Consider the following 19,250-nt stretch of genomic DNA (forward strand, 5'->3'; position numbering starts at 1 on the left):
GCCAAAAGCAATATGATGGGGATGCGCTCAAAGAGGTCCCCATATGTCCGACGGCATCGACTACGGCAAGCTCATGCACCGCGCCATGCGTGGCCTGATTCAGCAGGTTCTCGAAGGCGTGCAAAGGGACGGCTTGCCGGGCGAACATCACTTCTTCATCACCTTCGACACGGGTCACCCGGACGCCGAACTGGCCGATTGGCTGTCGGACCGTTACCCCGATGAGATGACAGTGGTGATGCAGCACTGGTACGACAATCTGGATGTGACTGACGACGGGTTTTCCGTCACGCTGAATTTTGGCGACGCGCCAGAGCGGCTGTATATCCCCTATGATGCGATCAAGACCTTTGTCGATCCGTCGGTGGAATTCGGACTGCGTTTTGAGAGTCAGGAAGAAGATGACGACGACGGCGACGATCCAACGCCGCCGGACGGCCCGGGTCACGACCCGGACCCCAAGACCCCGACAGAGCATCACGACGCCGAAGTTGTCAGCCTAGACCGCTTTCGCAAGTAACGCTGTCGCTGGCCTGTCTGGCCGCTGTCGTTAACACGCGTCCAGCCGTCTCTACGCCAATCGATGCTGCCGTTCAGGACGTCCGCGCCGACCCGTATGTGCGCTTTGCCCGCCACGATGCGCATTTGTCGCTGATTGCGCCACCAGAATTGCCCTTTGCCGGGGCATGGGCTAACCCGTTGCGCAACATAGTCCAGGAGCCACATTCCATGACCGCGACCCGTACCGAATCCGACAGCTTTGGCCCGCTCGAAGTCCCCGCAGACAAGTACTGGGGCGCGCAGACACAGCGGTCGATCATGAACTTTCCCATAGGCTGGGAGAAACAGCCCGTCGCCATCGTGCGCGCGCTGGGGGTGATCAAAAAGGCCTGCGCCATGCAGAACAAGGCGACGGGCAAGATGGACGCCAAGATCGCCGATGCAGTCATTCAGGCCGCTGGTGAGGTCATCGACGGCAAGTTCGACGACAACTTTCCGCTGGTCGTCTGGCAAACCGGATCCGGCACCCAGTCGAACATGAACTCGAACGAGGTTATCGCCAACCGCGCGATTGAGATCCTTGGCGGCGTAATCGGGTCCAAGGATCCGGTGCACCCGAACGACCATTGCAACATGGGCCAGTCGTCCAACGACACCTTCCCCACCGCGATGCACATCGCCACCGCCATGATGGTGCGGGACGTGCTGTTGCCCGGCCTGACCAAACTGGCCGAGGGGCTGGAAGCGAAATCCGCCGAATTCAAGGACATCATCAAGATCGGTCGCACCCACACGCAAGACGCGACGCCGCTGACGCTCGGACAGGAGTTTTCCGGCTATGCACACCAGATCCGTCAGGGTTTGAAACGCGTCGAAGCAGCGATGCCCGGCATTTATGAGCTGGCGCAAGGCGGCACCGCCGTAGGGACCGGGTTGAACACCGCGCCCGGCTGGTCAGAGGCTGTGGCCGCCCATATGGCCGACATCACCGATCTGCCGTTCGTCACCGCGCCGAACAAGTTCGAGGCGCTGGCCGCCCATGACGCCATGGTCTTCCTGTCGGGCGCTTTGGCGACGATCGCGGGCAGCTGCTACAAGATTGCCAGCGACATCCGGTTCCTTGGCTCTGGCCCGCGCTCTGGCCTTGGGGAATTGATCCTGCCGGAGAACGAACCCGGATCGTCGATCATGCCGGGCAAGGTGAACCCGACACAGGCAGAGGCGCTGACACAGGTGGCGGCGCATGTCATGGGCAACGACGCGGCGATCAAGTTCGCTGGCTCTCAAGGGCACTTTGAACTGAACGTCTACAACCCGATGATGAGCTACAACCTGCTGCAATCCATTCAACTGCTTGGCGATGCCGCAGACAGCTTTACCGAGCGGATGCTGATGGGCATTCAGGCAAATGAGCCGCGCATCGAAAAGCTGATGAAGGAATCGCTGATGCTGGTCACGGCTTTGGCTCCGACCATCGGCTATGACAACGCCACCAAGGTCGCCAAAACCGCGCACAAGAACGGCACTACGCTGAAGGAAGAGGCGATTGCGCTGGGCTTCGTCGATGAGGCCACCTTTGACGCCGTGGTGCGCCCCGAACAGATGATCGGGCCCAAGGCCTGATTTCCGGGCCCAGTATTGCAAGGCCGGAGTGGGGGCTCTGCCCCCACTTCCCCCTGAGTATTTTTACCAAGATGAAGACAGGACGCCGGTGCATCAATCCGCGCTCTGTTTCTGTTTGCGGGAGATATGCGCGCCAGTTTAGTGTGCTGTGTGACCCTATGACCAACTGCCCCACCGGCGAGAGACGCGATGGGGATGACGTTTACTAGAGGCTGGGCACGCGGCATCTCCCGCTGACGACAGAGCGCCTTGTACATCAAAACGGAAAACGCGTACCGTTTGAGCCAGATACATTCACTGCAACGGGGCGCGTATCATGTCCAAGGTGGTCAATCTGAACCGCTTTAAGAAGCAAAAAGCGCGCGATGGAAAGCGCCGTGACGGTGACGCCAGCGCCGCGCAACATGGATTGAGCAAGGCGCAAAAGGATCTGGTCAAGGCACGCGCCGACAAGGCGAAACGCGATCTAGACGGGCACGAGACAGAATGAAGGGGCGTCCGGTCAAACATTCTTTGACACTCAAAGGACATCGAACGTCGGTGTCGCTGGAAGATTTGTTTTGGCAGGAATTTCGCCGCATCGCGCGCGAAAACAATAAGACAATCAACGCATTGGCGTCCGAAATTGATGTGAGTCGAGAACCTGAGGTTGGACTGGCATCATCAATCCGGGTGTTCGTGCTGGAACACTGTTTGTTTTCGCGCGATGCATGAGGCGTTATCCACAAGCGATTGTGGATAAATCAATGTGCCGGAAAGACGAAACACCGATCACGCCGAACGCTGAGCCACATTGGCGTGCCGGGTTTCGGTAGGAACACATTCGGCACGGACGCCCGCAGTTTTTGCTGGTCGTGATCCATGCGGAATTCCACGAGGCTTTCTGCGCCCATGAAACGTGCACGCTCTACCACACCGCGTGCAGGTGCGCCGGTCCGCGTCGACGGGCTGGGTCCTTTGCCGGCACGGTCAAAATCGATGCTGACGTGCTGCGGGCGAAAGACGATCTCAACCCCGGTGCCGTCGGAAAACCCCGGCGCAAAGAACTGGCCAAAGGGCGTCGCGACCAACGCCCCTTGAACATTGCCCCGTATCGTATTGATGTCACTGAAAAAAGCCACCGCCTCACGGTCTGCGGGGGCGTTGTAGATATTATAGGGCGCGCCCATCTGGACGATATGCCCCTTGCGCATCAACGCGATTTCGTCGGCCATGCGCATGGCCTCTTCGGGTTCATGCGTGACCAGCAAAACGGATGTGCCCTCTTCCTTGAGCAGTTCCAGAGTCTCGTCCCGGATACCGTCGCGCAGTCGGTTATCGAGGCCAGAGAACGGCTCATCCATCAGCATGACGCGTGGTTTGGGCGCCAGCGCGCGGGCCAATGCCACGCGCTGCTGCTCACCGCCCGACAATTCGTGCGGGAAGCCGTCGATATAGTGTTCCAGCCCCACGCGCCCCAGATAATCTCTGGCGCGAGCCTTCTTTTCTGCCCCCGGTCCCTTGAGGCCAAAGGCGACGTTTTCGCCGACGCTCAGGTGCGGAAAAAGCGCAAAGTCCTGAAACATCAATCCCACAGAGCGCCGCTCGGGTGGCACCCGGAACACAGTGTCGCAAACCAGATTGCCGTCGACGTGGATTGTCCCGGAATCCTGCATTTCGACACCCGCGATAATCCGCAGCGTGGTGGATTTTCCGCAGCCCGATGGGCCCAGAAGGCAAGTCACATGGCCCGGCTGAATCGCCAGAGAGACATTGTCGACCACGGGTTTGCCATCATAGCTGCGCTTGATGTCACGGATCTCAAGACGGGGCGGTTTCACGGAACGTCCTTCCAGGTCTCCGACGGATTTCATCGGGTTTGCAGAGAGATAAAGCGCGCGGCCCGCCCCTGCAACCCTAGCCCGACAGCGCCTTGCCCAGTCGCGGCAGGCGGGCCTTTTTCATCAGATCGCGGATCGTCCAAGGCTTGCCCGACAGGATCTCTGCCTGTTGCCGCACCGCTTCGCCAACGTGCGCCATCAGATCGGGCTCTGCCTGCCAGAATCCCAGCAGAAAGGCATCCGGGTCGGCGCGGGAAAGCCCCTCTTCGGCAAGAACATTGCGTGGAAAATCCTTGGCATTCAGCGTGATGATCACATCCGCATTACCCGCGATGGCGGCGGCCAGCACATGCGCGTCATTGGAGTCCGGCAGCCACAACCGCGCCTCCAGGGAGGGTTTCCAGACGACCTCGGCCCGGGGCCAGGCGGCGCGGACAAGGGCAACCTCGCCGCGCGCCTGTGCCTCTCCCTGGGGGCCGAGCTTGCGCGCGGCGCGCGCCCATTCTTCAAGGATGCGGGCGGACCAAAGCGGCGTAAACAGTCCCGCGCGCGCCGCCCCTAACAGGATTTCGCGCATCACCGTTGGATACAGTACACATGTATCCAGCAGCACTTTCACAGGCGGAAGACCAGCGCCTTGAGATACCCCGACTCCGCCAGTTGCGGCAGCAGCGGATGATCCGGCCCAGCCGTGCCGGTATGGATCAGTTGCGCCCACCGTCCCGACCGGCCAATCCCGCGCAGACAGGCCCCTGTAAAGCTGTTCAGGTCAGCGGCGTGCGAACAAGAGCAGAGCACCAGATAGCCATCCTCTGCCACCAGCGTCGCAGCCAGACGGGCGACACGCTCATAAGCGCGCAGACCTTTGTCCAGTGCTGGTTTGTTGGGCGCAAAGGCGGGCGGGTCACAGATCACAACGTCAAAGCGTGTGTCCTCTGCCGCAAGAGCATCCATCACCGCAAAGGCATCGCCCTGCCGCGTCTCGAAACGATCGGCGGCGTTCATTCGGCTGGCACCGTCTTCGGCCAGCAACAGCGCCGGGGCAGAGCCATCCACCGCCAGCGTGCGGGTCGCACCACCAGCCAGCGCCGCCAGACCGAATCCCCCGACATGCGTGAACACATCCAGCACGGTCTTGCCGCCGGCCAGTCGGGCGACAAACCCTTGATTGTCGCGTTGATCGTAGAACAGGCCGGTCTTCTGGCCGCCGGTGAGATCGGCCATGTAGGTGGCACCATTCATCTGCACCGGCATCGGTCCGTCAGGGGCCGCGCCACGCAGCACCGCGTCCACATCGTCCAGCCCCTCCAGCGCGCGACCTCGCCCGCCTGCGTTCTTGAGCACATTGGACACGCCGGTCACCGCGACCAACGCATCGGTCAACACTTCAAGATGTGCCTCTGCCCAAGCGGCGTTGGGTTGCACCACGCAGGTGTCCCCAAAGCGGTCGATCACCACACCGGGCAGCCCGTCACCCTCGGCATGGATCAGCCGGTAAAACGGCGCGTCGTAGACGCTGTCTCGCAGCGTCAGCGCCTTGCGCAGCCGAGTCGTGAACCATGCATCGTCGATCTGCGCCGACGCGTCCCGGTCCAGCACCCGCCCGACGATGCGCGAGGCGGGGTTGACTGCGACTGTCGCAAGCGGCGTCCGCTCTGCATCCTCCAGCGTGGCGATGCTGCCGGGCGTCAGCGCCTTGCTGCGCCGGTCCATCACGAGTTCATTGTCAAAGACCCACGGTGCGCCACGACGGATCGCGCGCGCATTGGCTTTGGGTTTCAGGCGCAGCACGGGGCGGCCTTGGGGCGTTTCTATATCTGTCATGCCCTCCGATTAGCCTGCTTCGGGAACCGGGGGAAGCGCTGGCGCGTTTCTGATGGGATAACTTGCGCAGAATCCGCGCAGGACATCATTGGCCCTTTACCGTTAGCGCTAACTGGCTTAAGGAAAACCCAACCCCCAAGCCACCGCAGATCCCCAAGGGAGTCCCGAATGCCGCTTGACGCCACAATCGCCCGAGTCACCGCCCGTATCGAAGCCCGCTCCGAGCAGATGCGCGCCACCTATCTGGACCGGATGCGCCGCGCCGCCGACGAAGGCCCGCGCCGTGCACACCTGACCTGCGGCAACCAGGCCCACGCTTATGCCGCCATGAGCGAAGACAAGAACGCGTTGGCCGGTGGCCGTGCGCCTAACCTTGGGATTGTGACCGCCTACAACGATATGCTGTCGGCGCACCAGCCGTTTGAGACCTACCCGCAAGTGATCCGCGAGGCCGCACGCGCGGCTGGCGGCACCGCGCAGGTTGCCGGCGGCGTGCCGGCCATGTGCGACGGCGTCACCCAAGGCCAAGTCGGCATGGAACTGTCGCTGTTTTCGCGCGACGTGATCGCGCTGGCCGCCGGTGTCGCGCTCAGCCACAACGTGTTCGACGCGGCCGTCTATCTTGGCGTCTGCGACAAGATCGTGCCGGGGCTGGTGATTGCCGCAGCCACATTCGGCTATATCCCCGGCCTGTTCATCCCCGCCGGCCCGATGACATCCGGCCTGCCCAACGACCAAAAAGCCAAGGTTCGTCAGCAGTTCGCCGCAGGAGAAGTGGGCCGGGACAAGCTGATGGAGGCAGAGATGGCCTCATACCACGGCGCGGGCACCTGCACTTTTTATGGCACCGCCAACTCCAACCAGATGTTGATGGAGTTCATGGGCCTGCACCTGCCGGGCACGTCCTTCGTCAATCCCGGCACACCACTGCGCGACGCGCTGACATCTGAGGCGGCGAAACACGCGCTGTCGATCACCGCACTGGGCAACGCGTATCGCCCGGTCTGTGACATTCTTGATGCCAAGGCTTTTGTGAACGGGATCGTGGGCCTGATGGCCACCGGCGGGTCGACCAACCTAGTGCTGCATCTGCCCGCCATGGCCCGCGCCGCCGGAATCGCGCTGGAGCTTGAGGATTTCGATGAGATCAGCTCCGCCACGCCACTGATGGCCAAGGTTTATCCCAACGGTCTGGCAGACGTGAACCATTTCCATGCGGCGGGCGGATTGCAGTACATGATCGGCAGCCTGCTGGACGCAGGACTGTTGCACGACGACGTCAAGACCGTCGCCGGGGATGGCCTGTCACTGTACACCCGTGAACCCGTCTTGACCGGGGGTGAGATCACCTACCGCGACGGTCCGCGCGATAGCCAGAACGACAAGATCCTGCGACCCGCGCGCGATCCGTTCCAGTCGTCGGGCGGCCTGAAACAACTGCACGGCAATCTTGGTCACGGTATGATCAAGGTCTCTGCCGTCGCGCCAGAACGCCATGTGATCGAGGCCCCGGCCCGCGTCTTTCAGGATCAGGACAGCGTCAAGGCCGCGTTCAAGGCGGGTGAGTTTACCTCTGACACCGTGGTCGTCGTTCGGTTTCAGGGGCCGAAATCCAACGGCATGCCGGAACTGCACGGGCTTGTGCCGACGCTGGCTGTGCTACAGGACCGCGGGCTCAAGGTGGCGCTGGTCACCGATGGCCGCATGTCCGGCGCATCCGGCAAGGTGCCCGCCGCAATCCACGTCTCACCAGAGGCGGCAAATGGTGGCCCTCTGGCACGGCTGCGTGACGGCGACATCGTCCGCGTCGATGCGGTGAACGGCACGCTGGAAACGCTTGCCCCCGATTTCGCGGACCGCGAGCCGGTTCAGGCCGATCTCAGCAACAATGGCCATGGCGTCGGGCGGGAATTGTTCGAGGCGTTCCGCCAGAACGTTGGACTTGCCTCCAACGGGGCCGCCGTGGTGGTGTAACTATCCGCTGCTTCTTGGTACAAATACTCAAAATCCACCCTACCAGAGTGAGACTCCAGCGATGACTCCACAGGACGCCAGCCAAAGCAACGAGGCGCTGTGCCGCCTTGCCCCCGTGATCCCGGTTCTTGTGATCGACGACGCCTCCAAGGCGCGCCCCTTGGCCGAGGCGCTGGTCGCCGGCGGCTTGCCGGTGCTGGAGGTGACGTTGCGCACCCCGGCCGCACTGGATGCGATCCGCGAGATGGCAAAGGTTGAGGGCGGTATCGTCGGTGCGGGCACCCTACTGACCCCCGAGGACGTCGCCGCCGCCATCGCCGCAGGTGCGAAATTCGGGGTATCGCCGGGGGCCACGGACAAGTTGCTGGACGCTTGCGAGGCCGCCGACCTGCCGCTTTTGCCGGGGATTGCCACCTCGACAGAGGCGATGCGCCTGCTGGAGCGCGGTTACTCGGTGCAAAAATTCTTTCCGGCCGAGGCCAATGGCGGCGTGCCAGCGTTGAAATCTATCGGCGCACCGATTCCGCAGGTGCGGTTCTGCCCCACCGGCGGCGTCAGCCCTGCCAACGCGCCGGCCTATCTTGCGCTGTCGAACACCCTGTGCGTCGGCGGCAGCTGGGTCGCTCCCAAGGATCTGGTGGCCGCAGGGGACTGGGCCGCGATCGAGGAACTGGCCCGCACCGCGGCCGCCCTGCCCCGCAGCTGACCTTCAGGCCCCGTCCATGTCCGGGCGGGGCCGTGACTTCCACCCGCCCCGTCGGCGCGATTTGCCGGCCGTCGCCAGTCCATCACGCAAGACCTGCGTCATAGGGTGGTTCTCCGCCGTGCCGTGGCGGGCCAAGGTGGCCCCGATCAACGCCTGCATGTCCACGTCCTCGGGCAGCGACAACGCCCAGTCGAGGAAAATCGACCGGCACTCTTCGGCGGTGATCCCTTCGATGGCATAGGCATCGGCCATCAGGCCCTTGGGGTCGATCGCGTCATCCTTTGTCATATCTCGCCCTCCGTTTGTGGCAAATCGCCGTCGATGATCTCAGCCGCGCGCTGCGCTTTCGCCTCCAGCTCCGACCGCAGCGCCATCATATCCGACGCCCCGGTGACCCGCTGCAAAAAGGCACAGCCACCTGTGCCCAGCCGTTCCGGGTCTATGGCCTCTTCGCTGACCAGCCGCGCCCCGATCTGTAGCGCCCAAAACAGCTCATAGGCGTCCACCAGAGCCGTTCGATCTTCTTTGGACAACCAATCCGCCAGCCGCAACGCGCGCGGAGCCTCCCGAAGGGGACGCCCTGCAATCAGCGCACAGGTCTGCGCATACAGCTCGATGTCCTGCAAGCGACCTGCACCGATCTTGGCATCCAGCGGTCCGCCCGCCGCCTTGGCCGCCGCAATGCGCGCCCGCATCTCGGCCACGGACTTGCGCAATCCACCTGCGTCGCGGTCTCTTGCAATCACTTCCTGACGCAGTGCTTCGACATCCTCGGCGAGGGCCGCAGGTCCAGCAACCACCCGCGCCCGCGTCAACGCCAGATGCTCCCAAGCCCAGGCCTCATCGCGCTGATAGCTCTGGTAAGACGCCCAGGAGGTCGCAACTGGCCCCTGATTGCCCGACGGGCGCAGCCGCATGTCGACCTCATACAGCTTACCCTCGGCCATTGGCGCGGTCATCGCAGTGATCAGCGCCTGTGTCAGGCGCGCGTAATAGGTCCGGCTGGCAAGCGGCTTGCGCCCATCCGACGCCTCGACACCCTCTGCGTCATAAATCACGATCACATCCAGATCCGACCGCGCGTGCTGTCGCCGTGCGCCCAACGATCCCATCCCCAGCACCACGGCACCGCGCCCGGGTGGGGGCCCATGTTTCTCTGAAAACATCGTCTGAACCTGCGGCCAGATCCCGGCCAACACTGCCCCGGCCAGATCGGCATATGCCTTTCCCGCCTCCGCCGGTTCCATCAGGCCCCGCAGTAAGTGAACGCCGATCCGGAAATGCCAGTCCTTGGCCCACCGGCGCGCAGCGTCCAGTTTCAATTCATAGTCGCCCGCGCGGTCCAATTCATCCAGCAATGCCACCCGCAACGCGTCCGCGCCCGGCCACGGGCTAAAGAAATCCCCGGCGATCACTGCGTCAAAAACACCGGCATTGCGCGACAGATAGCGGGCCAGATCGGGCGAGGTGCCAACAATGTCCACCAGCAGGTCGATCAACTGCGGATTGGCCTCAAACAGTGAAAACAGCTGCACCCCCGCAGGCAGCCCGCGCAGGAAACTGTCAAAGGCGGCCAACGCCTCGTCCGGGCGCGCGGCCTCGGCCAGACGGCGTAGAACCTCGGGGCGCAATCGCTTGAAGATCTCTACCGCGCGCTGCGACCGCAGGCAGGGATAGCTGTGCCAGCGCGACGGCAGGGGACTGTCGGCAAACACATCGGGCGCTGACCGCGAGTCACACGCATCCGGGGCAAAGAATCCTTCGGTCAGGTCGTGGACCTCAGTGAGACGCGCGCGCAGGTCGGTCTCTACCTCGCGCAAATCGCGTCCCATCAGACAGGCCAGCCGCTGCATACCCTCCGGGGACTTCGGCAAATCATGCGTCTGCGCATCCCCGATCATCTGTACCCGATGTTCGACCTCGCGGTGCGCGCGGTAATGCCCTGCCAGCTTGTCGGCCACATCTTGTGGCAGCCAACCTTTGGCAGCCAACCGGTGCAATCCATCGACCGTGCCACGCACCCTTAGTTCCGGATCGCGCCCGCCCGCGATCAACTGCCGGGTCTGGGTGAAAAACTCGATCTCGCGGATGCCGCCCCGCCCCAGCTTCATGTTGTGACCGGGTAATGTGATTCGCCCGTGAAAGCCCTTGTGTTCGCGAATGCGCAACCGCATGTCGTGCGCATCCTGAATGGCGGCAAAGTCCAGATGCTTGCGCCAGACAAAAGGGGTCAGCGTCTTCAAAAACCGCGCACCCGCGTCCAGATCCCCGGCAGAGGGCCGCGCCTTGATATAGGCCGCCCGCTCCCATGTGCGCCCGACGCTTTCGTAATAACGCTCCGCTGCTTCCATCGCCATACAGACGGGTGTCACAGAGGGATCGGGCCGCAACCGCAGATCGGTGCGAAAGACATAGCCCTCGCCGGTCAGATCATTCAGGGTCGCGGCCATCTTGCGCGTCGCGCGCACCAGCGTGGACCGCGCCTCATGGTAGTCGTCAGGGTCATAGCGCGTTTCATCAAACAGACAGATCAAGTCGATGTCCGATGAATAGTTCAACTCGCCCGCGCCCATCTTGCCCATGGCCAGCGCCACCATGCCGCCAGCATCGGCAATGTCGCCCTGGCCCATTCCGGGCAGTTTTCCACGCGTGATCAACGGTGTCAGCGCTGCCCGCAGCGCAAGCGTCACCGCAAGATCGGCAAAAACTGACAGCGTGCCGGTCACCTGCTCCAACGTCCATGCGCCAGACAGATCACAAAGTGCGATCAACAAAGCAATTCGCCGCTTTGCCTCGCGCAGGGCATCGCCGATCTGACCGGGCGCCACCTGCTGCAAACCGGCGTACACCGCCTCTACCGCCGCCTCCGGGTCCGCCACCGCGCCTTCGAGCCAGGCACTTTCCTTGAGGATCAACCCACGCAGATAGGGGCTCGACCCACCAGTGCCTTCGATCAATTCAGCCAGCGGTCCCGGTGCCCAAGGACAGGCTTCCAGCGCTTCTCGCCCGCGATCAGGCTCAAAGGCACGCGGACAACGGGTCATGTGGTTTTCCAGAGTCATGTCCGCAGATGGCCACCAATCGCCGGCAAGCGCAACTGCCTTGCAGCCCGCGCACGTCTGACGCAATCTGCGGGTCGCCCCCGGAATGGAGACCGCAATGAGCAAGAGCTTGAAACGCGTCCACGCTGCCCTCATCGCCGCCGGCCTCACCCCCGAGATCCTCGACGTCGGTCAGGCCCGCACGGCACAGGAAGCGGCCGACAGCGTTGGCTGCGCACTGAACCAGATCGCCAAATCGATCATCTTTCGCGCCGAAACCAGTGGCGCGGCGGTGCTCTTTCTGACCGCAGGCGGCAACCGGGTCTGCGCGGACAAAGCTACTGCCTTGGCTGGAGAACCGCTGGGCAAGGCCGACGCGGCGCTGATCCGCTCTCAGACCGGATTTGCCATCGGAGGTGTCGCCCCGGTGGGCCACCTGACCCCAATCCGGGCCTGGATCGATCCGCGCCTGCTGACGTTTGACACGGTCTGGGCCGCCGCCGGAACACCGCGCCACGTCTTTGCCGTCGATCCCCACCGCCTGCCCGAATTGACCGGCGCCACCACCGCCGATTTCACGCACTAGGGCCTATCTGCGGCTTCTTCTGTCCAAAAATATCCCGGGGGAGTCGACCAAAGGGAGACGGGGGCAGCGCCCCAATCTTTGCAACCCATTGAAAATAAACGACCCTTTGTGAAAATGTAAAATACATTCACATACCCCCTTGAAAGACGCGCGCCCAATTCCGATCTGCTACAATGTGAAAGACATTCACATCACACACCGAACGGAGAGACACATGACCACCGCCGCATATACGACCCACCTGCCCGCCAATGCCGGCTGGCTTACACGGGCCGAGGCATGGCTGGATCACAAGGGCAAAGGTGCCTGGATCGCGGCCATGGTTCTCGGGTTCGTCTTCTTCTGGCCTGTCGGCCTTGCCTTTCTTGCCTACATGATCTGGAGCAAACGCATGTTTTCGAAATCCTGCCGCACCAACGGACGCCACCACGAAGGCCGCAAAGCGGCGTGGGCCGCGATGAAACCCTCTGGCAACCGTGCGTTCGATGCCTACAAGACTGAGACGCTCCGCCGCCTCGAGTCCGAGCAGGAAGCCTTTCAGGAGTTCCTGGAACGTCTGCGCGAAGCAAAGGACAAGACCGAGTTCGACCAGTTCATGGATGACCGCGCCCGCCGTGCCCGGTCCGAAACGGAAGAAACGGAACACGCCTGACCACATGGACGCCCCTCCGGGGGCGTCACCCCTCTTTTCTGCCAGGAGTAAAAAATGTATTCCGAGCCTATGTCCCACCTGCCAGACCCCGAACGTCAGGTCGCCTTTTACGATGGCGTGACCGTCAAGCGCGGCTTGGCCTGGGTGGTCGACACCGTGCTCATCGCACTGATCACCCTCCCCATTTCCGTGTTTTCCATCGTCGGATTGTTTATCCTGCCGTTGATGTTCTTGATCATCGGTTTTCTGTACCGCTGGATGTTCATCGCGGGCGGTTCCTCGACTCCGGGGATGCGCTTGATGTCGATCGAGTTCCGCAATTCCCATGGCGCGCGGCTGGATGGGGGCGAGGCCTTTTTGCATACGCTGGGCTTTACGGTGATTTCCTCGACGGTGATTCTGCAACTAGGCTCCATCGTGATGATGTTCGTGACCGAACGCGGCCAGGGTCTGCATGACATGCTATTGGGGACTGTCGCGCTCAACCGTCGCTATTGAGGCAACAGAGACGCGCGATCAGCCGGATTTTCCCCGACAGCGCTACCGTTTACCATGATATAGGAAAGGCCCCGCCGGTGCGGGGCCTAATGCGTTGTAGGACTTGGCGATGGTCGGGATCATTGTTACCTTTTCATTAAATTGACGAGGTATTCAGGTCCGATGCGCCACTCGCTGCCGCTAGCTCCACAGTTCTATGTGACGGCTCCCCAGCCTTGCCCCTATCTGGAGGGCCGGATGGAGCGAAAGTTGTTCACAGCCTTACAAGGAGAGTCGTCACAGAAACTGAACGACTCGCTGTCGAAACAGGGCTTTCGCCGTTCGCAGAACGTGCTGTATCGGCCGTCCTGTGCCGATTGCGCTGCCTGTCTTTCGGCCCGAATCGACGTCACCCGGTTTAAACCGTCGCGCAATCAGCGCCGGGTCCAGCGTCGCAACGCCCATATCGAACGGCGCGCAACCAGCCCATGGGCGACCGAAGAACAATACGATCTGTTCCGCCGGTATCTGGACGAGCGCCACGCAGATGGCGGCATGGCGGATATGGACGTTTTTGAATTTGCCGCCATGGTCGAGGAGACACCGATCCGCAGCCGCGTAATCGAATACATAGATCGCGACAGCGGCGCGTTGATTGCCACCTGCCTGACCGACATGTTGGATGACGGTCTATCTATGGTCTATTCGTTTTACGAACCCGATCTGGCACGCAATTCGTTGGGCAAGTGGATGATCCTCGATCATATCGAGATCGCCCGTGAAGCTGGATTGCCCTACGTCTATTTGGGCTACTGGGTGCCCGGTAGCGACAAGATGGGCTACAAGGCAGAGTTCAACGCGCTGGAAATCTTCCGCCGCGATGGCTGGGAACGGCTGGAAAACGTCGGAGATTTCAACGCTGAAATGCACCCGCTGTCGACAGATCCGATTGCCGAACAGGTCGCCAACATCTCTTTTCCCGATACACGCGGCTGATCCAGCAATCTGCATTGATGGCCACGATTGCCGCGCACAAGGGGCGCCGGCCTTCGATCATGGTCGCGTGTTCAATCGATCACCGACGCTGATTATCGTCACACAAAAAATTGACCGAAAGGTCAAATCTGCTCTCCACATCCGCCCCGTAAAAAGTTAGTCGGAGGCATGACACAACCAGAAGAATATCTCCCGGCTTTTCTTGCGAACATAGAGTCGCTCGACCCCGTCAGCCAGATCGGTCACACGCGGGGCCTTGTCGTCGGGATATTGGAACATCTTGGCTACGTTCTGGCGCGGGATACCGGCACATCAGCTGCGACCTCGGCCTTTATTCTGGCGGCTGATCTGGAAAAACGCCTGACCAATCTAGAACAGATGATCGGGTCTGACGCGCCGTCCTGACACTTCGCGCGGGGACGACATGCAAAAAGGGCAAGCTGTGACGCCTGCCCTTTTCTCATTATCTCGTTTCCGATGCCCGATCAGCGCCCCAGCAACGAAGGAACGATGGTCACGATCCCTGGGAACAGCGCCAGAATGGCCAGTCCCAGTACCTGGATCAACACAAACGGGATCACACCACGATAGATATGTCCCGTCGTGACCTCCTTGGGCGCCACGCCGCGCAGATAGAACAGCGCAAAGCCAAAGGGTGGAGTCAGGAACGACGTTTGCAGGTTCACCGCGATCATGATCGTCACCCATTTCGGATCGAAGTGCGCCCCATAGATCACCGGCCCCACAATCGGCACCACGATGTAAATGATCTCAAGGAAATCCAGCACAAAGCCCAAGATGAACAGGATGATCATCACGATGATAAAGGCGGTGCGCGGATCGTCAAAGCTGCGCAGGAACTGCTGGATGTATTCCTCACCCCCGAATGAGATCACCACAAGGTTCAACAGCTGCGAGGCGATCAGGATGGTAAAGACCATCGAGGTCACCTTGGCCGTTTCCCGCACCGCTGGCGTCAGAACTCCGGATCGGAACAGAACCCAACAGCTGAACAGCAGACCGAAAAGCGCGTACAGCCAGCAGACATAGGCAAAGAAGAACGCCACCCAAGTCTCGAACGAAACGTTTTCCGTGTTGATGCGCAGGTCAAAGTTGATGCCCGTCAGGATCATCAGAACCACGGCCAGAGTCGACCAGATGACAATCTTGGGGCTCCGGTCTTCTTCCGACAGCTTGCGATAGGCGGCCAGCATGATGGCCCCTGCCGCCCCCAGCGCCGCAGCGGGAGTCGGGTTGGTGATGCCGCCAAGGATCGACCCCAGCACCGCCACGATCAAGACCAGCGGCGGGAAGACCACGCGCAACAGTTCGTTCTTGGACAGGCGGCCCATGGCATGAAAACAGCCGTAGATCGTGATTGCCCAAGGCAGCGCCATCAGCAGCACTGTCGTCAAAGAGGATGTGGTCGGCGACAGAAGGAAGATATCGACCAGCAACCCCAGAACAAGGCCACCCGCGCCGATCTGCAAGGGCAGTGGATTGGCCGAGGGAGACACGCCGCGCGCCACCGAAAGGATCAGGCCAAACATGATGGTCAGGATCGCAATGCCGGTGCCGACAGGTGCGGCATTGTCAATGGTCTGGGCCCGAAGCGCGGTGATCTCTTCAGCGGACAGGCGCGTACTGGTTTGCGTTCCGCCACCTGCGTCGATGTCAGCCTGTTCAGCCACGGCCGTGTCCCAGGCTTTTTGACCGTGCAGGTCAATCATCGACGCTTTGCATGTGTCCGACACATTCGTGCGCAAGGATGCAGTGTCACCCGTTTCCGTAAAGGTGTTGACCTGCGTCGTTTGCGTACCCACCAGCCCAACCTGGGCCAGTAGTATCGTGCCCGCAATCAGCGCCACAGGGACACCGACATACCAGGTAAACGCCTCGCCGCGTGTAACGGGCTCTCCGGTGGAATCACCCATCTCCACAGCGGGTGCCTTGGACGGGTTCAGCATGGCGTAGACAAAGGCATACAGCGCATAAAGCACCGCCAGCAGGATGCCCGGCAGCAGCGCCGCTTGGAACAACGTGCCGACAGAGACCACTGCCGGTGTGCCCAGATAGGTCAGCGCGTCGCTACAACCCGCAAGTTGCGCCCGCGATTCCTGTGCCGCCGAATAAAGATCCCCGGCCAGCGTGCCCAGCAGGACAATCACGATAGAGGGTGGAATGATCTGCCCCAGCGTACCAGAGGCGGCAATCACACCTGTCGCCAGTTCCGGCGCGTAGTTGTTGCGCAGCATGGTCGGCAAGGCGAGCAGGCCCATGGTGACGACAGTCGCGCCGACGATCCCGGTCGAGGCCGCCAGAAAGGCACCCACAACCACGATTGACACGGCCAGACCGCCGGGCAGCGGGCCAAAGACCCGCGCCATGGTGGTCAACAGATCGTTGGCGATCTTGGAACGTTCCAGAACGATACCCATCAGGACGAACATCAGAACCGCCAGCAGAGTCTCAATGGACTGCCCGGCGATGACCCGTTCGTTGATGCGATTGGTGATACCCGCGATGACGCGTTTCATCGCGCCTTCGTAATCCCCTGCGGGAAAGATCGAATCCGCTGCCACACGGGGCAGATCAGGATATCGGAAGATCGAGATGGCCTTTTCCGGAACTCCGGAGGCGATCAGAGCCGAATACGGTTCTGACGAACTGTCGATTGCCTGGTGAACAAGAATGCCCGCGCTGTCCAGCGCGGCGATGATACCGAAGGAGATGACCCCGGCACCGCCGATGGCAAAGGCCACCGGAAAGCCCGAGAGGATCGCCGAAAAAAGCGCGAGAAAGACGATGATCAGGCCGATCTCGACGCCGTCCAATCCGAATAGCATTGTCCTACTGCCCCTTTAGAATTCTGCGTGATCGTAGGGCTCTTCGCCCTGCTCGATCACGTCTTTGTCCAGATATTTGCCGTCGCTTTCGGGGCCTTCGATCCACTCTAGGTAAGAGCGGTAGAAAAAGGACCATGCATGGACAAAGATCATGCCGATCATGACCAGCATCAGGACCTTGAACAGAAAGTAACCGTTAAAGCCGTTTGGCGAAAAACCGATTGTCTCGACGTTCCAGCGCAGCGCGCGCGCCTTTAGCACAAGTCGGTCCAACTGGTCCGTGGCGTTCACCGGCGGAACGATCATCGAACGCCACATGAAGGTCCATGTGAACATCCAGATCAGCACCGCCATCGGCAACATGAAGAAAAGCGAGCCAAACATGTCAATCACCCGCTTGGTGCGGTGCGACACGGCGGCATAGACAAGGTCAACGCGCACATGGCCGCCCTGCACAAAGGTGTAGGTCAAGCACAGCGCGACCACCATCGCATTGTAAAGTTTCAGCTCTTCGGCATACCAGGAGATGTCGAACTGCAGCGGGATACCAAAGCCGAACACGATGTCGGGCCGGGTAAAGATCCGCTGCAGGAAGACAATGACCACCTGTTGCAGCACCATCAAAAGACCGGCCCAAGCGGCAAAGCGACCGACGGTATTGGCAAAGCCCTCCAGCACCCGAACCACACCCCAGAGAAAGGTGTTTTTCCAAACTCCAAAGGCAAAGATCACCAGGAAGAAGACGAACACCACAAAGAAAAACTCAACCGAGGCGCCGTAGTAGACCAGCCGCATCATCGATTGCTTTTGTTCCAACGTCTCCATTCCGCTCGTCCAGCCCAGCCAGTCGGCGGAATGCGTCACCGCATATCCCAGATTGTAGAACGCCATGGCGAGGTTTTGCAGGATCCAGACAATCCCGTCCCCCAACGCTCCCATGAATTGCCCGAAACCGGCAGGCTCTGTTTCTTCCATTAGTCCCCCCACACCCTGTAGGATTCGTCTAACCCGGGTTGATCGGCGCCAGACGTAGCACGAAAAGAAGCCCCCGCGTCACGCGCGAGGGCTTCGGTTTTCAAAGCTGTACGGTCAGCCGCCCAGAACGCGAACGCGCTGTTCGACGTAATAAGCGTCCGACTTGCCGATCCAGCTTGCCGAGTTGGCCATGCTTGTCTCGAACGAGTTGCGGATCTTGGCGAACAGCTCATCACCCATGTTCTCGTCCATGACTTTTTTGGACGCGGCGCCAAAGGCATCCCAGACATCGTCAGGGAATTGCAGCGTCTTGACGCCTTGCGATTGCAGACGTGCCAGCGCGGCACCGTTGTTCGCAAGAGTTTCGGCCAGCTGGTAGTGGGTTGTCGCCATCGACGCATAGCGCAGGATGTGCTGCTGCTGCGCGGTCAGGCCTTCCCAGACGTCCAGGTTGACGTTGGCGGACAGGGCCGAGCCCGGCTCGTGGAAACCGGCGGTGTAGTAGATCTTGGCAACTTCCTGGAAACCGGCGCGCTCATCGGCCATCGGGCCAACCCACTCCAGTCCGTCTAGGGCACCAGACGACAGCGCCTGATACAGTTCGCCACCGGGGATGTTCTGCACCGATGCGCCCAGTTCACCCAGAACCTTGCCGCCCAGACCGGGCATGCGGAACTTCAGGCCGTTGAAATCGTCTGCCGAGGTGATCTCATTCCGGAACCAGCCACCGGACTGCGAACCTGAGTTGCCTGCATTCAGGCCCTTCATGTTGAAAATCAAGCCCAGTTCGTCGTGCAGTTCTTCGCCGCCACCATGGTAGTACCAGTTGGTGACTTCCTGCGCGGTGCCGCCAAACGGAACGGCCGTGAAATACGCGTAACCCGGGTGGTTGTTGATGAAGTAGTAGTCAGCCGAGTGATACATGTCCGCCTGGCCCGACGACACGGCGTCAAACACTTCCAGCGCGCCGACCAGTTCACCCGGGGCTTTCTTGTCGATGGTCAGCATACCATCGGACATTTCACCGACCATCTGCTCAAGATAGGTGGCTGCGTCGTCCAGAACGGCAAAGCCGCGCGGCCAGGATGTGACCATGGTCAGGGTCCGCTTGCCCTGTGCATAGGCCGGAGCGGCAAGTGTCGATGCTGCGGCAGCGGCACCGGCACCCAGAGTCGAGTTACGAAGGAAAGAACGGCGATCCATAGAAAACCTCCCAGTTTTTATCGTTG

At 61.2% G+C, this 19,250-nt stretch carries 19 protein-coding genes; 11 read left to right on the forward strand and 8 right to left on the reverse strand.

Annotated elements, in window-relative coordinates; translation table 11 throughout:
- Positions 1-43: 43 nt before the first annotated feature.
- The 4 genes from ANTHELSMS3_RS17115 to ANTHELSMS3_RS17130 all read left to right on the forward strand — a co-directional run bounded on the left by ANTHELSMS3_RS17115 (position 44) and on the right by ANTHELSMS3_RS17130 (position 2,838).
- Positions 44-520 (forward strand): SspB family protein, encoded by a 477-nt coding sequence (locus tag ANTHELSMS3_RS17115; RefSeq protein WP_094035938.1) that lies wholly within the window; start codon positions 44-46, stop codon positions 518-520.
- A gap of 209 nt (positions 521-729) precedes the next feature.
- Complete coding sequence (gene fumC / locus ANTHELSMS3_RS17120; protein ID WP_094035939.1) at positions 730-2,124, forward strand: class II fumarate hydratase; 1,395 nt, start codon at positions 730-732, stop codon at positions 2,122-2,124.
- 316 nt (positions 2,125-2,440) lie between these two features.
- Positions 2,441-2,614 carry a DUF4169 family protein gene (locus tag ANTHELSMS3_RS17125; protein ID WP_094035940.1) on the forward strand — a complete coding sequence of 58 codons (174 nt, stop codon included), beginning with the start codon at positions 2,441-2,443 and terminating at the stop codon, positions 2,612-2,614.
- A complete protein-coding gene (locus ANTHELSMS3_RS17130; RefSeq protein WP_094035941.1) occupies positions 2,611-2,838 on the forward strand; it encodes a ribbon-helix-helix domain-containing protein in 228 nt (75 codons plus the stop codon). The genes ANTHELSMS3_RS17125 and ANTHELSMS3_RS17130 overlap by 4 nt, the downstream gene beginning before the upstream one ends.
- 29 nt (positions 2,839-2,867) lie before the next feature.
- Here ANTHELSMS3_RS17130 and ANTHELSMS3_RS17135 read toward each other — a convergent pair whose 3' ends face one another.
- Genes ANTHELSMS3_RS17135 through ANTHELSMS3_RS17145 form a run of 3 tightly spaced genes read right to left on the reverse strand, consistent with a single transcriptional unit; the run spans position 2,868 to position 5,768 of the window.
- The gene (locus ANTHELSMS3_RS17135; RefSeq protein ID WP_094035942.1) at positions 2,868-3,977 is read right to left on the reverse strand and encodes an ABC transporter ATP-binding protein; all 1,110 of its coding nucleotides are present in this window, start codon (positions 3,975-3,977) and stop codon (positions 2,868-2,870) included.
- A 43-nt stretch (positions 3,978-4,020) separates the two neighbouring features.
- A complete protein-coding gene (locus tag ANTHELSMS3_RS17140; RefSeq protein ID WP_094035943.1) occupies positions 4,021-4,563 on the reverse strand; it encodes an RSP_2648 family PIN domain-containing protein in 543 nt (180 codons plus the stop codon).
- Positions 4,560-5,768: an RSP_2647 family RNA methyltransferase gene (locus tag ANTHELSMS3_RS17145; RefSeq protein ID WP_094035944.1), complete on the reverse strand. Its 1,209-nt coding sequence runs from the start codon at positions 5,766-5,768 to the stop codon at positions 4,560-4,562. The genes ANTHELSMS3_RS17140 and ANTHELSMS3_RS17145 overlap by 4 nt, the downstream gene beginning before the upstream one ends.
- A 168-nt stretch (positions 5,769-5,936) precedes the next feature.
- Here ANTHELSMS3_RS17145 and edd point away from each other — a divergent pair, with 168 nt between their 5' ends.
- Both edd and eda read left to right on the forward strand, forming a co-directional pair.
- Positions 5,937-7,742, forward strand: a complete 1,806-nt coding sequence (gene edd / locus ANTHELSMS3_RS17150; protein ID WP_094035945.1) for a phosphogluconate dehydratase — start codon at positions 5,937-5,939, stop codon at positions 7,740-7,742.
- 61 nt (positions 7,743-7,803) lie between these two features.
- Positions 7,804-8,448: a bifunctional 4-hydroxy-2-oxoglutarate aldolase/2-dehydro-3-deoxy-phosphogluconate aldolase gene (eda, locus tag ANTHELSMS3_RS17155; protein WP_094035946.1), complete on the forward strand. Its 645-nt coding sequence runs from the start codon at positions 7,804-7,806 to the stop codon at positions 8,446-8,448.
- A gap of 3 nt (positions 8,449-8,451) precedes the next feature.
- On the opposite strand, the gene ANTHELSMS3_RS17160 is transcribed toward eda, so the two are convergent.
- Together ANTHELSMS3_RS17160 and ANTHELSMS3_RS17165 are read right to left on the reverse strand one after the other, a co-directional pair.
- Positions 8,452-8,736, reverse strand: coding sequence for a hypothetical protein (locus ANTHELSMS3_RS17160; RefSeq protein ID WP_094035947.1), 285 nt, complete (start codon positions 8,734-8,736; stop codon positions 8,452-8,454).
- Entirely contained in the window at positions 8,733-11,510 is a 2,778-nt protein-coding gene (locus tag ANTHELSMS3_RS17165) for a glutamine-synthetase adenylyltransferase (RefSeq protein WP_094037196.1), read from the reverse strand. The genes ANTHELSMS3_RS17160 and ANTHELSMS3_RS17165 overlap by 4 nt, the downstream gene beginning before the upstream one ends.
- Before the next feature lie 97 nt (positions 11,511-11,607).
- Here ANTHELSMS3_RS17165 and ANTHELSMS3_RS17170 point away from each other — a divergent pair, with 97 nt between their 5' ends.
- From ANTHELSMS3_RS17170 to ANTHELSMS3_RS17190, 5 genes are all read left to right on the forward strand, one after another.
- Positions 11,608-12,075: a YbaK/EbsC family protein gene (locus tag ANTHELSMS3_RS17170; RefSeq protein ID WP_094037197.1), complete on the forward strand. Its 468-nt coding sequence runs from the start codon at positions 11,608-11,610 to the stop codon at positions 12,073-12,075.
- Positions 12,076-12,289: 214 nt separating this feature from the next.
- Entirely contained in the window at positions 12,290-12,727 is a 438-nt protein-coding gene (locus ANTHELSMS3_RS17175) for a DUF2852 domain-containing protein (protein ID WP_094035948.1), read from the forward strand.
- A gap of 54 nt (positions 12,728-12,781) precedes the next feature.
- On the forward strand, positions 12,782-13,225 hold the full coding sequence (locus tag ANTHELSMS3_RS17180; RefSeq protein ID WP_094035949.1) for an RDD family protein: 444 nt from the start codon (positions 12,782-12,784) through the stop codon (positions 13,223-13,225).
- A 162-nt stretch (positions 13,226-13,387) separates the two neighbouring features.
- On the forward strand, positions 13,388-14,200 hold the full coding sequence (locus tag ANTHELSMS3_RS17185) for an arginyltransferase (RefSeq protein WP_094035950.1): 813 nt from the start codon (positions 13,388-13,390) through the stop codon (positions 14,198-14,200).
- Positions 14,201-14,368: 168 nt separating this feature from the next.
- Positions 14,369-14,605, forward strand: coding sequence for a hypothetical protein (locus ANTHELSMS3_RS17190; protein ID WP_094035951.1), 237 nt, complete (start codon positions 14,369-14,371; stop codon positions 14,603-14,605).
- Positions 14,606-14,685: 80 nt separating this feature from the next.
- On the opposite strand, the gene ANTHELSMS3_RS17195 is transcribed toward ANTHELSMS3_RS17190, so the two are convergent.
- The 3 genes from ANTHELSMS3_RS17195 to ANTHELSMS3_RS17205 form a co-directional block, all read right to left on the reverse strand.
- Positions 14,686-17,046 (reverse strand): TRAP transporter large permease, encoded by a 2,361-nt coding sequence (locus ANTHELSMS3_RS17195; RefSeq protein WP_094035952.1) that lies wholly within the window; start codon positions 17,044-17,046, stop codon positions 14,686-14,688.
- A gap of 15 nt (positions 17,047-17,061) precedes the next feature.
- The gene (locus tag ANTHELSMS3_RS17200; protein WP_198319831.1) at positions 17,062-18,021 is read right to left on the reverse strand and encodes a TRAP transporter small permease subunit; all 960 of its coding nucleotides are present in this window, start codon (positions 18,019-18,021) and stop codon (positions 17,062-17,064) included.
- A 114-nt stretch (positions 18,022-18,135) separates the two neighbouring features.
- Positions 18,136-19,224, reverse strand: coding sequence for a TRAP transporter substrate-binding protein (locus ANTHELSMS3_RS17205; protein ID WP_094035953.1), 1,089 nt, complete (start codon positions 19,222-19,224; stop codon positions 18,136-18,138).
- Positions 19,225-19,250 lie beyond the last annotated feature (26 nt).

This window comes from Antarctobacter heliothermus (assembly GCF_002237555.1).
Taxonomy (GTDB): domain Bacteria; phylum Pseudomonadota; class Alphaproteobacteria; order Rhodobacterales; family Rhodobacteraceae; genus Antarctobacter; species Antarctobacter heliothermus_B.

What these genes read in the sequence shown, in the direction of transcription:
- ANTHELSMS3_RS17115 (WP_094035938.1), top strand. Translation starts at nt 44, where the DNA reads ATGTCCGACGGCATCGACTACGGCAAGCTCATGCACCGCGCCATGCGT.
- fumC (WP_094035939.1), top strand. Translation starts at nt 730, where the DNA reads ATGACCGCGACCCGTACCGAATCCGACAGCTTTGGCCCGCTCGAAGTC.
- ANTHELSMS3_RS17125 (WP_094035940.1), top strand. Translation starts at nt 2,441, where the DNA reads ATGTCCAAGGTGGTCAATCTGAACCGCTTTAAGAAGCAAAAAGCGCGC.
- ANTHELSMS3_RS17130 (WP_094035941.1), top strand. Translation starts at nt 2,611, where the DNA reads ATGAAGGGGCGTCCGGTCAAACATTCTTTGACACTCAAAGGACATCGA.
- ANTHELSMS3_RS17135 (WP_094035942.1), bottom strand. Translation starts at nt 3,977, where the DNA reads ATGAAATCCGTCGGAGACCTGGAAGGACGTTCCGTGAAACCGCCCCGT.
- ANTHELSMS3_RS17145 (WP_094035944.1), bottom strand. Translation starts at nt 5,768, where the DNA reads ATGACAGATATAGAAACGCCCCAAGGCCGCCCCGTGCTGCGCCTGAAA.
- edd (WP_094035945.1), top strand. Translation starts at nt 5,937, where the DNA reads ATGCCGCTTGACGCCACAATCGCCCGAGTCACCGCCCGTATCGAAGCC.
- eda (WP_094035946.1), top strand. Translation starts at nt 7,804, where the DNA reads ATGACTCCACAGGACGCCAGCCAAAGCAACGAGGCGCTGTGCCGCCTT.
- ANTHELSMS3_RS17160 (WP_094035947.1), bottom strand. Translation starts at nt 8,736, where the DNA reads ATGACAAAGGATGACGCGATCGACCCCAAGGGCCTGATGGCCGATGCC.
- ANTHELSMS3_RS17165 (WP_094037196.1), bottom strand. Translation starts at nt 11,510, where the DNA reads ATGACTCTGGAAAACCACATGACCCGTTGTCCGCGTGCCTTTGAGCCT.
- ANTHELSMS3_RS17170 (WP_094037197.1), top strand. Translation starts at nt 11,608, where the DNA reads ATGAGCAAGAGCTTGAAACGCGTCCACGCTGCCCTCATCGCCGCCGGC.
- ANTHELSMS3_RS17175 (WP_094035948.1), top strand. Translation starts at nt 12,290, where the DNA reads ATGACCACCGCCGCATATACGACCCACCTGCCCGCCAATGCCGGCTGG.
- ANTHELSMS3_RS17180 (WP_094035949.1), top strand. Translation starts at nt 12,782, where the DNA reads ATGTATTCCGAGCCTATGTCCCACCTGCCAGACCCCGAACGTCAGGTC.
- ANTHELSMS3_RS17185 (WP_094035950.1), top strand. Translation starts at nt 13,388, where the DNA reads ATGCGCCACTCGCTGCCGCTAGCTCCACAGTTCTATGTGACGGCTCCC.
- ANTHELSMS3_RS17190 (WP_094035951.1), top strand. Translation starts at nt 14,369, where the DNA reads ATGACACAACCAGAAGAATATCTCCCGGCTTTTCTTGCGAACATAGAG.
- ANTHELSMS3_RS17195 (WP_094035952.1), bottom strand. Translation starts at nt 17,046, where the DNA reads ATGCTATTCGGATTGGACGGCGTCGAGATCGGCCTGATCATCGTCTTT.
- ANTHELSMS3_RS17200 (WP_198319831.1), bottom strand. Translation starts at nt 18,021, where the DNA reads ATGGAAGAAACAGAGCCTGCCGGTTTCGGGCAATTCATGGGAGCGTTG.
- ANTHELSMS3_RS17205 (WP_094035953.1), bottom strand. Translation starts at nt 19,224, where the DNA reads ATGGATCGCCGTTCTTTCCTTCGTAACTCGACTCTGGGTGCCGGTGCC.